The organism is Fulvivirga sp. AWR4_260, from assembly GCF_056158185.1.
This window is the reverse complement of the sequence record NZ_JBSWSU010000015.1, coordinates 1,508,502-1,524,469: the sequence shown is the minus strand read 5'-3', so window position 1 is coordinate 1,524,469 and position 15,968 is coordinate 1,508,502. Positions and strand designations below refer to the sequence as shown.

The window sequence follows — 15,968 nt, the reverse complement described above, 5'->3', positions numbered from 1 at the left end:
TTTTCCTTAAATTCAATTGACCTGTATTTTTCCTCAAAATCATTTTACCTCAGATTGAATTTTACTCCTACAACCATTTTTATCATAAACAACACACCAATAACTACCTTTTGATTTCAGCGTTATATAATTGTCTGAATAACTATCCGGATTTAACATTTTATTTCCTTTTCCAGATTTTATAAACACATACTTATAAGGCTCCTGCCCACCACTTGCATCTACACTTATAGTATATAATCCGTTAGTTTCATTATACACAACTTCTGACGTTAAATTAAGATCAGGGCACTGACCATCATCCACTCCAGTAGAATGGTTAAAGGAAAAGCAGCTAATTAATAGGAGTAGAAATAAATTCATGCGCTAGAAAAGTTATAATGATATATATAAAAAAGTGGCGCAAAGTAACCAAGCTTTGCCTTTTCCACAATATTACAATTAAGATCTTATTAAAAAATTTTGCCAACAAAATAGAACTTTTCAGTTGGCAATTTAAATATTGAGACAATAAATTATAAGAAAAAATGACTTTTTTCGTTAGATGATTTCTGAGATGGAGCTGAAATTGAACTTTACAAACTTTATTTAATACTTTCTACTGAATATCTCTGAGTATATAACAGCCTTACGAGCACCATCCTTATCTTTTAACTCGTCAAAAATACTTTGGGCTACAGTATTTTCTTCTTCCGTGGTATCTTCTTTAAGGTATGTAGGCTTCAACTCTTGGTCTAAATCTACTTGCTCATCAATAGTTTTGAACCGGTCTTGGTTCCTCACCAAGTCATTGTACTTTTCATTTATTTCTTCATCTTCCCAAATGTCGTCATAAGAAGTTGTAGTTTCTAATGTTTCGGGTTCATCAAATGAAACTGTGTTGGTTTCATGGGAATATTCGGGCTCTGAATCTATTTCCTTTTCAGCCGTGAATTCCTTTAGCAAATCTTCAAAACTCTTTGGTGCATCTTTTTGATCTCCCCTTGGTTGCGGAGGTATCTCTTTTTTGTTTTTATTGGCTTTTAAAAACCTGCTAATAATAGCTATGGCAATAAATACGAGGTATATTATTAATTCCTTATCCATGGTTATAACAAATTTATAATTTTTAATTTTAAATTTGTCGTCTTTGCCTTGATTATTAAAGGCAAAATGCATTTGTATTTTTTAAACAATTACTGAATAGATGCAACTTTCCAGACTGGAGATAAAAGGATTTAAGAGTTTTGGCGATAAGGTTACAATTAACTTTGATGAGGGAATTACTGGCATTGTGGGTCCGAATGGGTGCGGAAAGTCAAATATTGTTGATTCTATAAGATGGGTATTGGGAGAACAAAGTAGTAGAACTTTGCGCTCTGAGAAGATGGAGAATGTCATTTTTAATGGCACACGCAAACGAAAACCCACACAGTTGGCTGAGGTTTCACTTACCTTTAATAACACCAAAAATTTACTTCCTACAGAATATTCGCAAATCACCATAACAAGGAGGTATTACCGATCAGGAGAAAGTGAATACCTTTTGAATGGTGTAACCTGCAGGTTAAAAGATATTACCAATCTATTTTTAGATACAGGTATCGCATCTAACAGTTATGCCATTATAGAGTTAAAAATGGTGGACGATATTCTTAATGATAAAGATCATTCTAGAAGAGGGTTATTTGAAGAAGCTGCGGGAATTTCAAAATTTAAGAAAAGGAAAAAAGAAACTCTTAAAAAATTACAAGACACAGATGCTGATTTAGAGCGTGTAGAGGATTTGCTTTTTGAAATAGAGAAAAATATGAAATCTCTTGAAAGGCAGGCTAAACAGACAGAGAAATACTACAAATTAAAAGAAGAATATAAAAGGTCTAGTATTCTCCTTGCTCGACTTTCCATAGAGAAATTTATGGAAAACGAAAAAACTCTAGAGAAACAGGTAGAAGCTGAAAATGACAAGAAAATAAGTCTCAATAAGCAAGTGAGCGAAAAAGAGGCTACGCTTGAAAAAGCAAAATCTGAATTAATTATTAAGGAAAAAGCACTTTCATCAAGACAGAAAGCTTTAAACGAGCATGTGGGAAAAATCAGGCAATATGAAAGTGAAAAGAAAATTAAGAATGAGCGACTACGGTTTTTAAATGACAAATCAGCTTCGCTACGCGATCAGATAGAGCAAGATAAAAAGAGTAATGAAAGAGCTAAATTTAGCTTAGAAGGATTAACGCAAGAAAAAGCCTCAGCACAACGTTTATTAGACGAAGTAGCTTATAAATTAGGAGGTTTAAAAGAAGAGTTTGAAGTTCAGAAAAGAAACACCACTCGCTTGCAAGAAGAAGTGGACTCTATTCGTAAAGCTCAGAAGACAAAACAAGAAGAGGTATATCAGCTTAAAAAATCGGTTGAGATAAAAGAGCTTCAGCTTTCATCTTTAAAGCAAGAATTAGAAAAAACAGCCTCTGATACTAACGAACAAAGTGCAAGTTTGGTAGAATTTGACACCAAGGTATCAGAATTATCAGAAGAACTGAATGTAAAAAATGCTCTTCATCAAAAACTTATAAGTGAAGAGGATGATCTTCAAAACAGAATTGAATCCACCACTAAAACAATTGAGGTAATAAAAGAGGAGCAAACTCAAACCAACAGAAAGTTAGATGCTCGTCAAAACGAATACAACCTTACCAAGTCTCTTGTAGAAAATTTAGAAGGTTTTCCTGAAGCCATTAAATTCTTGAAAAAGAAAGCTGGCTGGAATAAAAATGCGCCTTTATTATCTGACATATTAACTTGTGAAGACAAATACAGGGTTACGATAGAGAATTATTTGGAACCTTTTCTGAATTACTATATAGTAGAAAAAGAGGCTGATGCGTATGAGGCTATTAATATTTTGAGTGATGCGGCTAGAGGTAAAGCAAATTTCTTCATCCTTGAATCTTTTGATAAATTCACCCCTACTGGCGCTGCGCTATACGACAATGCTTTTCCTGCTACGGAAATAATGGAGTATGATGCAAAATACCGCAAGCTCATGAGCTTCATTTTGGATGGGGTATACATAGTGGAAGGAGATAGCAACAATATTCCTAAAGATGAAAACAACATATTTATTACCCTCAGCGGAAAGGTAACTAAGAGAAAACATAGCATTTCGGGTGGTTCTGTAGGTCTATTTGAAGGAAAAAAAATAGGAAGAGCTAAAAACTTAGAAAAGCTCGAAAAAGAGATAAAAGATCTTAACAAGAAAATTAATGAAATCAGCCAAAGCTTAAGCGAGAAGCAAAAAGAGCTAGAACAGCTGAAAAACAATACAAAAAAGCAAGAAGTAGAGGAACTCCGAGAAGAAATTAAATATATTAATGAGGAGTATATTTCTATAAAGACCAAACAAGAACAGTTCTCTAAAATGCTTTCGGATGCTGACACTAGGAAAGAAGATATTTTAGAGAAAATAGAGGAGCTAAGGGAGCAAATTGACGAAAACAAACCTAAGGCTGAAACTACCGAACAGGATCTCATTAAAGACGAAAGAAGGTTAGCTGATCTAACAGAAGAGCTTCAAGAAGAATCAGAAACTTTATCCGAAAAGTCATCTGCATTTAATGAGCAAAACATATTCTTTCATCAGCAGGAAAACAAAGTAAAAAGCTTAGAACAAGAAATTGAGTATAAGACTGATACTTTTGAAAACAGCAAAAGTCGTATTGAAAAAAATCAAAACGAGTTAAAACAAAATGATGCAGAGATAAAACAACTGCTTGAGAAGGCTGAAACTAATGATGACGAACTCATTGAAATGTATGAGGAAAAAGATAGTATCGAAGCCGGAGTTAATGAAGCTGAAAAGGATTATTACGCATCAAGAGGTGAAATTGATACCATAGAAAAAAATAGTCGTGAGATTCAACGAAGCAAAGAAAATATTGACACAATATTAATGGAGCTTCAGAATAAATTGAACGAAACCAAACTTCAACTCAACTCGGTAAAAGAAAGGCTATCCGTTGAATTTAATATTAAACCTAGTGAAATACTCAAAAACGAAGAAGAGACAGACGAGCCAAAGCTATCTGATGAAGAGCTTCGTGACAATGTAGAAAAGATAAGAAATAAACTTGATAAGATGGGCCCTATTAATCCTATGGCCATGGAGGCTTATCAAGAGATAAAAGAAAGAAATGATTTTATCACCACACAAAGAGAAGATTTATTTAATGCTAAAGAATCTCTTTTAACCACCATCGGAGAAATAGACTCTGTAGCGAAAGAAACCTTTATTAAGGCTTATGAGCAGATTAAAGAAAATTTCGTGAAGGTGTTTAGAAGTTTATTTACAGAGGAAGACGACTGTGACTTAAGATTAAGTGACCCTGAAAACCCATTAGAATCTAGTATAGATATTATTGCTAAGCCAAAAGGTAAGAGGCCTCTTACTATTAACCAACTTTCAGGAGGAGAAAAGACACTAACAGCAACCTCTCTCCTATTTGCTATTTATCTTTTGAAGCCAGCTCCTTTCTGTATTTTTGATGAGGTAGATGCTCCATTAGATGATGCTAATATTGACAAATTCAATAACATTATTAAAACTTTCTCCAAAGAATCTCAATTTATTATAGTTACACACAACAAACGTACTATGGCGAGTACTGATGTGATATACGGTATTACTATGATAGAGCAAGGAGTATCTAGAGTGGTACCAGTAGACTTAAGAGAACTTTCTGACATTGTTGATTAAATATCGGGGTTTTCCCCGATATACCTTTTCAGGTGGTATCCTCATACAATAACTTACTGACAACCAATATCATTACATAAAAATTAGATCATAAGCCTAAGGTCTCAAAATAGGCTAATTACGCCCCACTTTTCACCTATTTATAAACTTCAGAAATACCCCTGAGACAATATCCTTTTTCATCTGCCATATTTGATTTATAAATATTCACCCTACAACAACGCAAGATGAAAACTATTACCGCATTTTTTTTACTAATCACAACAACATTTTTAACCTTAACTTCCTTCGAGGTAAATGCAGAATTACCACCAAAAGAAGAGCATAGAGTTAAGAGTCTGTTTATTTTTTCAATAGCTAAGTATATTCAATGGCCAGATGAAAGTGATGAGCTTGTTATAGGTATCATCACTGACAATAAAGAGCTAGTTGAAATTTTTAATGAAACCGCTGCTGAACGTTCAACTTCAAAAAAAGTGACTATTAAAAGGTTTTATTCAATAGCTGATGTGGAAGATTGCAACTTGTTATTTGTTTCGAAAGAAAAGGAACTAAATGAAGAGCAGATAGCCTCATTAGATGACGAAAAAACACTGATAGTGACTGAAAAAGAGGGTTTAGCAAAAAAGGGAAGTGCTATAAATTTAATTAATAAAGAAGGAAAACTTCGATTTGAAATCAATAAACAGGTAGTAGAAAAGTCAGGATTGAAAGTATCTAGTAAATTAATAGATCTAGCTATTTTAATCTAAATTGCACAAGAGGAGCTTTACTCTGTAGTAAGGCTCCTCTTTATATTATCACATATGATACCTGTAGCCATGGCTACATTTAAAGATTCTGCCTCTCCAAAAGCTGGTATCGTAATTCGTTCGCTTACGAAAGGAAGTAGTTTCGCTGAAATACCATTAGCTTCACTCCCCATCAACAACACACCTTCAGTTGTAAACTTTTTATTATGTACGTTTTCCCCATTGAGAAGAGCTCCATATACAGGCAACTCTAAACTTGGCAAAACAGTCATTAAATCCTTATAATATACGTTTACTCTTAAGAAAGAGCCTTTTGAGGCAGAGATAACTTTCGGGTTATATAAATCAGCAGTGTTTTCAGAAGCTATAATATGCTTTATTCCATACCAATCAGCTACACGCAATATTGTTCCTAAATTACCAGGATCATTAACATCATCTAAAGCGAGAATATAACCTTCTCCTTTTGCTTTAAATTCAACTTCTTCATTTTTCATCCTAACTACTGCCAGCGCCATATTATTAGACTTAAAACTGCCTAGACTACTCAACTCACTCTCTTTTGCCTCTAAAACTTCCACATCACGAAGCTGATTTCCATGAGTATCAATAAAATCGTTGGTAGCCACAACCTGCTTAATCTGGTAATCAGAATTAATTACCTCTAACACACTTTTTTTTCCCTCTACTAAAAAACATTGTTCTTGCTTCCTGTATTTCTTTAATTGCAAGGATTTAATGAACTTCGCAGTACTTTTAGAGACCATTATTAATTCTATTAAATTTTGAGGATAGCACTTTCTTTTATTCTAATATTCCTAACTGGCTTGATGCTATCCGGTTGTTTGGGCACCAAATATCTTAAAGAAGATCAGAAATTACTCTATAAACAGAAAATAAAAAGTAGTAATAAGGTAAATAAAGAAGATCTTATACAGTTATATGCACAAAAACCCAACCGTCAGTTCCCCATCATTCCATTCTCTCCTTATGTTTGGTTCTATTATTTTGGGGTAAAAAAATATGATATTGATAAATATGAAAACAAAAGGGAAGCCACCAGAAACAAATGGAATAAAAAGGTAATAAAAGCCGGTGATGACAAAAACAAAGTAGCGAAGCTAGAACGCAAAAAAAGAAAGCGTTTAGCAAAAATCAACAAAACCATTCAGGAAGGTAATGTATGGATGAGATGGGGAGAGCCAATAGCCACTTATGATTCTTCGTTAACCAAATTAACTATAGATAGATTTAAGCTCTACTTAAGCTCAAAAGGTTATTTTAAAGCTAAAATAGATACTACCGTAAAGCATTTTAACAAGCAAGTTACGGTAAGGTATAAAATACATGAAGGTGAGCCCTACACCATAGATACTTTAATGCTTCAAACAGGTGATTCTTCCATCACTCAACTTCTGCAAATGAGTAAAGATAAAAGCCTACTTTCAGAGGGAGACAATTACGACCAAGCCAAATTAGGAGCAGAAAGAGAACGAATAGATGAATTATTAAAAGATAATGGCTACATGAATTTTAGCCGTCAGTACGTTGAATTCAATGTTGACACTGCTTTTAAAGCAAAAAGGTTAATTGCAATTCAAACCATTGTTAATGAGCCTAGCAACGGAGAACACAAACTTTACCATGTTGATTCAATAAACTTTACTACAGACGCAAATGAGGGTATGTTATTAGATTCAGCTCGAAAATCTGATCAATATAAGGGAATCACATTTAAATATTATAAAAAGCTATATAACAACAAGATTTTAAGCAGAAGGGTTTTCATTAAAAAGGATAGCGTCTATAGTAAAAGAAACACTTTTAGCACACAGAGACAATTAGCCAACCTTGACCACTTCAAATTCATTAATATCAATTATGATTCCATTGGAGATGAGTTAATCGCTAACATTTACACCAGCCCACTTAGCAGATATCAGTGGACAAACGAGATAGGAATAAATGTAACACAAGGATTTCCTGGTCCATTTTACAATCTATCTTTCAAAAAAAGAAATGTGTTTAGAGGCTTAGAAATACTTGAACTCAATGGTAGAATCGGTATTGAAGGCGTGGCTCCTGCTACCGAGGTGCAGGATGTATATGCTAGTGTAGAAGGAGGTGTCAATGCCACCCTAACCTTCCCTCAATTCGTATTCCCTTTCAGCGCTGAACTAAAGGAGAAATTGGGCCGGATTAACCCCAAAACAAGATTAGTAGCTGGTTACACCTACACAGATAGGCCTGAATATGTTAGAGAAAACCTGAATTTCTCTAATACATACTCATGGCAAACAGAAAAGCAAACATTATTCAACTTCACTACCACAGACATTAGTATTATCAATTCTGAGCTTAGCACACAGTTTAGAGACACTTTACGATCGTTAGAAAGGCGAGGCAATAGGTTAATTAACACTTTTAAACCTTCTTTCGTGAGCAGTATGAGCCTAAGTGCTACATGGAATACTAATAGTTATGGTATCAATTTCAAAAACTCTGGCTTTTTTAGGTTATACCTAGAAAGTGGTGGTACCAGCTTAAATTTAGTGAGTACTCAGCCATTGAAAAACGAAGGCTTAGAATATTATAAATACATTAAATTCAATGCTGATAAAAGAAAAATAAACCCCATCAATGAAAATACCACCATTGCTTACCGAGTTAACTTCGGTATAGCAAAGCCATATAGCAGTAATAAGATACTTCCTTATGAAAAATACTTTTTTGCGGGTGGAAGTAACGGAATACGAGCTTGGCGGCCTCGAAGATTAGGACCAGGGTCATATTCTCCTGTAGATACGGTATCAAATAGGGTAAACTATAACTTTGAACAGCAAGGTGAAATATTATTTGAAGGCAGCTTAGAGCTAAGAAAAAACCTTATTGGTTTCATCGATTATGCTGCTTTCATTGATTTTGGCAACATCTGGACTATAGAAGAAGACCCTTCAAGGCCAGGCTCTCAATTCAAGCTAGACCGTTTCATGGAAGAGATCGCTATAGGTACAGGATTAGGACTGCGCTTTGACTTCTCATTTTTGGTTTTAAGACTTGATGCAGGACTAAAAGTTTATGATCCTGCGAGAGCCAAAGGAAAACGTTTCATCCTCTCTAAAGGCTATTATGACCCTCCATTTACACCAAGAGCAGCCGAAGCCGTTGTAATCAATATAGGAATCGGCTACCCTTTTTAATTTCTTTAGTAATTCAAAAGCAATTTCAACTGCTCTTTTACCTTATCGGCATTTGGCAACATTTCCTTTTCCAAGTTTACATTTAACGGTATTGCAGGCAAATTAGCAGCTCCGATAATGCTCACAGGCGCATCCAAAAGCTCAAAATGCTGAGATGAAATTCTACCGGCAAGAGATTCTGCAAATGAGTTCATCTGGGGTTCTTCGGTAAGTACCATTACCCTACCGTGCTTTTTAACTTGGTGCGAAATCATCTCCCAGTCTAACGGATTCAGAGTTCTTAGGTCAATAATTTCTACCCTTCCCGGCAAATCCTTGCTAGCAGCTTTAGCCCAATAAACCCCCATTCCATACGTTATCACCACACAACTTTCCCCATCATTTACAGCATCTTCACTAGCACATTGAACCACATTGGCTTTCCCTAATGGTAAAATATATTCCTCATCTGGCTCAAAAGTCTTGGCCTCCGAAGTGCCAGGAACTTTAGACCAATACAATCCCTTATGCTCTAGCATAACCACAGGATTTGGATCATAAAATGCGGCCTTCATTAACCCTTTCATGTCTGCTGCATTTGACGGGTAAACAATCTTAATGCCCCTTATAGTAAGCAAAGTAGACTCCACGCTTCCTGAGTGGTAGGGACCTCCTCCTCCATAAGCTCCTGTTGGCACTCTTATCAATGACTGAATAGAAAATTGGCCTTGAGATAGATAACAACTTTTCGATAACTCCTCTACCAATTGATTAATACCTGGCCAGATGTAATCAGCAAATTGAACCTCAACTATTGGCTTGGCTCCCACTGCCGACATTCCTGCTGTGGAACCTATAATATAAGCTTCTTGAATGGGGGTATTAAAAACCCTGTTATCGCCATATTTATTGGCCAGTGTAGCAGCTTCTCTAAATACTCCTCCAAGTGTACCCCCTACATCTTGTCCATAAAACAGAGCTTCTGGATGTTTTCTTAAAATATCATCAATAGCATGCAGTGCAGCATCCACCATTACCACTTTTTGCGCACCCTCAGGATGCCTCTCCCCTTTTTCTTCTGTTATTGGAGTTGGAGCAAACTCATGCTGCATTAAGGTTGATGCAGCAGGTTCATCGGCCGCTAATGCCTTTATATAATCGTCTTCTACCCATTGGTCTGCCTCTTTCTGAATATTTTTAAGTTGCGTTTTGGTTATACCAACCTCTTTAATCAAAATATTTTCAAAAACAGGAATCGGATCTAATTTAGAATGCTCTTTCAAGTCAACATCCCCCCTATACCATTCCTTTCTAACTCCGGATGTATGATGCCCCAACAATGGACAACTAGCATGCAATAAAATTGGCCCCTTGCCTTCTCTCACATAAGTAAATGCCTTCTTCACAGCTTTAAAAGACTCCACATAATTGGCTCCATCAGTTCTCATTCGCTTTAGCCCTTTAAAGCCTGCAGCAAATTCATATGCATCCATATTCCGCATCTCCTTACCCGTAGCAGATATACCCCAATCATTATCCTGAACTAAAAATACAATTGGTAAATTCTTCAAAACAGCCATCTGTAATGCTTCTGACACCTCCCCCTCAGTAACAGAACCATCACCTAAAGAACATAGCACTACAGGAGGCTCATCTTTATTTAACAAATTTTGAGAGTCAAGGTATTTGAGTCCGTGAGCCATTCCTGCGGCTGGTATAGCTTGCATGCCTGTGGCTGAACTTTGGTGCGGAATTGTAGGCATACCTTCACGTTTTAATGAAGGGTGACAATAATAAGTTCGCCCACCGCTAAAAGGGTCATCGCTCTTGGCCATTAACTGACACATAAGCTCGTAAGGTGTTATACCCATCCCTAAAAGAATGGATTCATCACGGTAATAAATACTGGCAAAATCATGTGCCTTTAGTTGTAAACCGGCTGCCAACTGAATAGCCTCATGGCCTCGTGACGTACTGTGTACATACTTACTGCATACCTCTCTATTTTCATCGTAATGGAGCGCAAGCTTTCTAGCAGTACACATTAATAAATAAGCTTTTAAAAGGTCATCTACTTGCAGCTGTTCCTCTGAAACTTCTTTTTCTACCTCGCTAAATTGCATATAAAGTGGTTGTTTATGATGGGTTTTATATGAAACAAACTAACGATCGTTTGCATTAACAAAAATAGGTAATTTCAAGCACTTCAGCCCTATAGAAATAAGGACAACACTATCTCCGATTAATAAGGAAGATGTATTATTTGCAAGAAAGATTCAATAGTTTTGCCCGATGAGCATTACAAAAGAGGAAATAGCCAATAAATTTAAAGAACTACAAGATAGTATTTGCACTGCGCTAGAAAGAGAAGATGGAAAAGCTACATTCTTTCAGGATTTGTGGGAACGACCCGGAGGCGGTGGAGGTAGAACTAGGGTTATATCTGATGGGAATGTGATAGAAAAGGGTGGTGTTAATTTCTCCGCGGTACAAGGTAAAACACCTCAGAATATCTTGGATGCGTTAAATTTAGGACCTGCAGATTTCTTTGCAACTGGTGTATCTATAGTTATACATCCAAATAGCCCCATGGTTCCAATAATACACATGAATGTGAGATACTTCGAAATGAGTAATGGCACTTGGTGGTTTGGTGGTGGAATAGATTTAACTCCGCATTATGTGGTTGAATCTGATGCTCAATTTTTCCACTCCCAGCTGCAATCGGTTTGTAATCAATATAATAGTGAATATTACACCCGTTTTAAAAAGTGGGCAGATGATTACTTCTACATCAAGCACAGAAAAGAAACTCGCGGAATTGGTGGAATTTTCTTTGATAGATTAGGAGAAAATGAAGGCAGTAAAGACAGCCTATTTGATTTCGTTCTCGATGTTGGAAAAACATTTGCACCTACGTATATTCAATTAATTCAAAACAATAAGGATTTACCCTTTGGAGAGCAGGAGAAAAAATGGCAATTATTGCGTAGAGGCCGATATGTAGAATTCAACCTAGTCTGGGACAAAGGAACCAAATTTGGATTAGATACTGATGGAAGAACAGAGTCCATCTTAATGAGCTTACCACCACAGGCCAATTGGGTGTATGATTTTACCCCAGAAACTAACAGTAAAGAAGAACAGACATTATCTCTACTAAAAAAAGACATTAACTGGGTATAAATATTGATTTATGATAGATTGGCTAATAGCACTTGACCACAGAGTATTTTTCTTCTTCAACGGACTACACCAAGACTGGCTAGACCCAATTATGTTTTGGATCTCTGACAGGTACATATGGATTCCTCTCTATCTATTATTGATATTCTTAACCGCAAAAAAGTACGGTATACAGGCTATATTTTGGATTATTGGCCTTATTCTGGCAGTAGCGGCTACAGATCAGTTTTGTTCAGGCTTTATGAAGGGCTACTTTGAAAGATTCAGACCATCAAGAGACCCAACCCTTAAGCATATGGTTTATATTGTAAACAACTATACTGGTGGCAAATATGGATTTTCATCCTCTCATGCAGGCAACTCATTTTCCGTAGCCTTATTTTTCTTTTTGCTGCTTAAGCCATATTTCAAACACGCGTGGACTTTATTTGTATGGGCTGCTGTAGTAAGTTACAGCCGCATTTATCTTGGAGTTCACTTTCCTGGTGACATTATAGTAGGCGCCATAGTAGGTTGCATTTTCAGCGCTTTGTTTCACTTTTTAACCAAGAAAGTGATCAATAAGAAGTTTAATTCTGTCTCCTAGACATTATTTTCTGTACATATTTCCCTACAATATCAAACTCTAAATTCACCTTATCACCTTCTGATAAATGTTGCATATTGGTATGCTCATAGGTATAAGGAATTATAGCAACAGTGAAGCCATTATCATGAGAATTAAAGCATGTAAGACTTGTCCCATTAATGGTGATTGAGCCTTTTTCTACCGTAAAGTGTTTTTCAGAATACTCATGTTCAAAATCAAATATCCAACTACCATCTTGTTCTTTAATAGATTTAACTGTACCTACCATATCCACATGGCCTTGAACGATATGGCCATCGAACCGACCATTATTCAGCATACAGCGTTCTATATTAACAGCATCACCAACCTTTAACGCACCTAAACTCGTCTTATCCAGTGTCTCCTGTATAGCTGTAACATAATGTTTACCATCCTTAACTTCTGTAACAGTAAGGCAAACACCATTATGAGCTACACTCTGATCTATTTTTAAATCGTTAGAAAAATCGCACATCACCCCAAAGTGAATATTAGTACCTTCTTTCGTTATGTCTTCTATCTTACCTAAGGTTTCTATTATACCTGTAAACATATTTCAAATTTTATGCAACTGAACTTTTTGCAGAACCAATTACTTTCTTTTCACCTATTATAAAAATAAATAATGCCGCAGTAACACATATTAGCATCACCATAAGCATAGGCATAGTAGTACCATCATGCAATACGCTAACAGATGCAGTCACTAAGCCTCCAGCAGTCATTCTTATACTTCCCATTAATGCCGAAGCACTACCTGCCCTTTGGGTAAAGGGAGCCAAAGTAAGAGCTGCAGCATTAGGGTTACACAACCCTTGACCTGTTAAATAAATAAATAGTAGCACAATAATCAGTGTGATACTAAGCATATTTAATGCTGCTAACACCACCAATATAGTACCTGTAATCACCTGATAAAACATTACAAACTTAATAATTTGTCTACTAGTAAAATGCTTTAATAAAACATGATTCAGCTGAGTTGACCCAATCATAGCAAATGCCAATAGGGCAAAGATCCACCCGTATTGTTTTTCGGATACTTTATAAATATTCATAAACACATCAGACGAACCTGCAATATATGCAAATGGAGCAGCTGTGGCTATTCCTCCCGCAAACGAATAAATTAAAAACTGTCGGTTTTTGAGCACGGATATGTAATTATCCCATACTGCTTTAGGCCGTAAAGACATACTTCGATCAGCCAACTGCCCTTCTGGCAGCGCAAAATAAACTGCTATAGATATTAACACCGTCACTATTCCTAGCGCAATAAATACAGAGTGCCAATCATAAGCAGTAACTAAATAACCTCCTACGGTAGGTGCTATCATGGGAGAAACGGCAATAACTAAGGTAAGCATAGAAAAAGCCTGAGCCGTTTTATCAACAGGAAATAAATCCCTAACTAGGGCCTGTGCCGCTACCATTCCTGCACAGCCTCCTATAGCTTGGATAAAACGCATTAATATTAATGACTCCACTGAATCTGTAAATGCGCACAGAATAGATGCTATAACATAAACAGCCAAACCAGCGTAAAGTGGCACCTTACGACCAAACCTATCTAGTAACGGACCGTAAATCAACTGCCCTAAACCTATCCCCACAAAATAACTGGTCAACGAAAGTTGTACTTTATCAATAGTAGTATTAAGATCTGCTGCTATTGCTTTAAAGCCCGGCAAATACATATCTATTGAAAATGGGCTTATCGTACAAAGAAGCCCTAAAATTAATATCAGCATAAAATACTGATATCTAGACATTTGTTTCATAAATTCCTTTTCCTTCAATTCTTTAGATGTAACAATCATATTCAACGATCGTACTATCACAAGGTTGTAAATCAATCGTTAATGAAAGTAATCTTACATCTACAAACCTAGCAATTACCAAGCATTACATCTATTTAATTAGCGATTGTTGGCCATATTTAAAGAAATGAGCTTAATTTTACGACCTATTTATATTCTAGTAAAAAATTCTTAGCATAAAATATACATGTCACTAAAGGAAAAATACCCGCTTAATATTTACAATACCCTTAGCAGTCAAAAAGAAGTATTTAAACCTATCCATCAAGATAGAGTTGGCATGTACGTATGTGGCCCTACCGTTTATAGTGACGTACACTTGGGCAATGTTAGAACCTTCCTAAGCTTTGACATTGTCTATCGATACCTTAGTTATCTAGGCTACAAGGTACGATATGTAAGAAACATAACGGACGTGGGACATTTGGAAAATGATGCAGACGAAGGAGAGGATAAAATAGCTAAAAAGGCTCGTTTAGAAGAGCTTGAGCCAATGGAATTAGCTCAAAAATATACTTTGGGATTTCATGATGTATTAGAGAAATTCAATATACTACCTGTAAGTATAGAGCCTTCTGCTACTGGCCACATTGTAGAACAAATTGATATGGTAAAAGACCTGATCGAAAAAGGTTGGGCTTACGAAGTTAATGGTTCTGTATACTTTGATGTAGCCAAATACGACAAATCCCATAACTATGGCAGATTATCCAAAAGAAAGATAGAAGAATTGATGGATAGTGGCCGAGTATTAGACAGCCAAGACGAGAAACGCAATAAAATTGATTTTGCCATCTGGAAGAAGGCATCACCTAGCCACATTATGAGATGGAACTCTCCTTGGGGAGAGGGCTTTCCGGGATGGCACCTGGAGTGTACTGTAATGAGCACAAAATATCTGGGTGAAACTTTTGATATTCATGGTGGAGGTATGGACTTAACTTTCCCTCATCACGAATGTGAAATAGCTCAATCTGTAGGAAGCTCAGGAAAAGACCCTGTAAATTATTGGATGCACGCGAATATGCTTACTGTCAACGGCCAAAAAATGAGTAAATCTTTGGGTAACTCATTCCTCCCTCAAGAATTATTCGAAGGCAATCACAAGCTTTTAGAAAAAGGCTACAGCCCTATGGTAGTGAGGTTCTTTATGCTACAATCTCACTATAGCAGTACACTTGACTTTTCTAACGATGCGTTGCTAGCCGCTGAAAAAGGGTATAAAAGACTGATGGAAGGGTACAAAATCAGTAAAAACCTTACTTACACCCAAGGCACTATCAATGATAACTCAGAAAATAAAGCTAAAGAGCTAATTGAACAATTATTTACCAACATGGGCGATGACTTCAATACAGCAAAAACTTTAGCTGTGTTATTTGAAATCACCACCTTGATGAACAATATAAAAGTAGGCAATACTAAAATTGAAGAATTTTCAGAAGCCACTTTTAACGAATTGATAAAACATTACACAGGGGTAATTAACGATGTACTTGGCTTAAAAGAAGAAGCCGAAAACGATAATAACCTCACAAATGGAGTTATTGAACTACTCATTAATATGCGTAACGAGGCCAAAGCCGCTAAAAACTATGCTGCTTCAGATAAAATTAGAGATGACCTGAAAGCATTAGGCGTAACCTTAAAAGACAGTAAAGAAGGTACTGATTTCTCCATTGATTAATA

The 15,968-nt window shown here is 36.1% G+C and carries 12 protein-coding genes; 6 read left to right on the top strand and 6 right to left on the bottom strand.

Annotated features, from left to right (window positions below; translation table 11 throughout):
• Positions 1-39: 39 nt before the first annotated feature.
• Together ACXACQ_RS13035 and ACXACQ_RS13030 are read right to left on the bottom strand one after the other, a co-directional pair.
• Positions 40-363 (bottom strand): hypothetical protein, encoded by a 324-nt coding sequence (locus tag ACXACQ_RS13035; RefSeq protein ID WP_474976385.1) that lies wholly within the window; start codon positions 361-363, stop codon positions 40-42.
• A 225-nt stretch (positions 364-588) separates the two neighbouring features.
• Complete coding sequence (locus ACXACQ_RS13030) at positions 589-1,086, bottom strand: hypothetical protein (RefSeq protein WP_474976384.1); 498 nt, start codon at positions 1,084-1,086, stop codon at positions 589-591.
• A gap of 100 nt (positions 1,087-1,186) precedes the next feature.
• Between ACXACQ_RS13030 and smc the strand changes: the two genes are divergently transcribed.
• Together smc and ACXACQ_RS13020 are read left to right on the top strand one after the other, a co-directional pair.
• Positions 1,187-4,732 (top strand): chromosome segregation protein SMC, encoded by a 3,546-nt coding sequence (smc, locus tag ACXACQ_RS13025; RefSeq protein WP_474976383.1) that lies wholly within the window; start codon positions 1,187-1,189, stop codon positions 4,730-4,732.
• Positions 4,733-4,959: 227 nt separating this feature from the next.
• On the top strand, positions 4,960-5,484 hold the full coding sequence (locus tag ACXACQ_RS13020; RefSeq protein WP_474976382.1) for a YfiR family protein: 525 nt from the start codon (positions 4,960-4,962) through the stop codon (positions 5,482-5,484).
• Between the two features lie 17 nt (positions 5,485-5,501).
• On the opposite strand, the gene ACXACQ_RS13015 is transcribed toward ACXACQ_RS13020, so the two are convergent.
• Complete coding sequence (locus ACXACQ_RS13015; RefSeq protein WP_474976381.1) at positions 5,502-6,251, bottom strand: TrmH family RNA methyltransferase; 750 nt, start codon at positions 6,249-6,251, stop codon at positions 5,502-5,504.
• A gap of 18 nt (positions 6,252-6,269) precedes the next feature.
• Between ACXACQ_RS13015 and tamL the strand changes: the two genes are divergently transcribed.
• Entirely contained in the window at positions 6,270-8,684 is a 2,415-nt protein-coding gene (tamL, locus tag ACXACQ_RS13010; protein ID WP_474976380.1) for a translocation and assembly module lipoprotein TamL, read from the top strand.
• A gap of 5 nt (positions 8,685-8,689) precedes the next feature.
• Here tamL and ACXACQ_RS13005 read toward each other — a convergent pair whose 3' ends face one another.
• Positions 8,690-10,786: an alpha-ketoacid dehydrogenase subunit alpha/beta gene (locus ACXACQ_RS13005; protein ID WP_474976379.1), complete on the bottom strand. Its 2,097-nt coding sequence runs from the start codon at positions 10,784-10,786 to the stop codon at positions 8,690-8,692.
• Between the two features lie 169 nt (positions 10,787-10,955).
• Here ACXACQ_RS13005 and hemF point away from each other — a divergent pair, with 169 nt between their 5' ends.
• Together hemF and ACXACQ_RS12995 are read left to right on the top strand one after the other, a co-directional pair.
• A complete protein-coding gene (hemF, locus tag ACXACQ_RS13000) occupies positions 10,956-11,849 on the top strand; it encodes an oxygen-dependent coproporphyrinogen oxidase (protein WP_474976378.1) in 894 nt (297 codons plus the stop codon).
• 10 nt (positions 11,850-11,859) lie between these two features.
• On the top strand, positions 11,860-12,435 hold the full coding sequence (locus ACXACQ_RS12995; protein WP_474976377.1) for a phosphatase PAP2 family protein: 576 nt from the start codon (positions 11,860-11,862) through the stop codon (positions 12,433-12,435).
• On the opposite strand, the gene ACXACQ_RS12990 is transcribed toward ACXACQ_RS12995, so the two are convergent.
• Positions 12,419-13,012 carry a riboflavin synthase gene (locus ACXACQ_RS12990; protein ID WP_474976376.1) on the bottom strand — a complete coding sequence of 198 codons (594 nt, stop codon included), beginning with the start codon at positions 13,010-13,012 and terminating at the stop codon, positions 12,419-12,421. The genes ACXACQ_RS12995 and ACXACQ_RS12990 overlap by 17 nt on opposite strands.
• A gap of 10 nt (positions 13,013-13,022) precedes the next feature.
• Positions 13,023-14,231 (bottom strand): multidrug effflux MFS transporter, encoded by a 1,209-nt coding sequence (locus ACXACQ_RS12985; RefSeq protein WP_474978479.1) that lies wholly within the window; start codon positions 14,229-14,231, stop codon positions 13,023-13,025.
• A 235-nt stretch (positions 14,232-14,466) separates the two neighbouring features.
• Here ACXACQ_RS12985 and cysS point away from each other — a divergent pair, with 235 nt between their 5' ends.
• Entirely contained in the window at positions 14,467-15,966 is a 1,500-nt protein-coding gene (gene cysS, locus ACXACQ_RS12980) for a cysteine--tRNA ligase (protein WP_474976375.1), read from the top strand.
• Positions 15,967-15,968 lie beyond the last annotated feature (2 nt).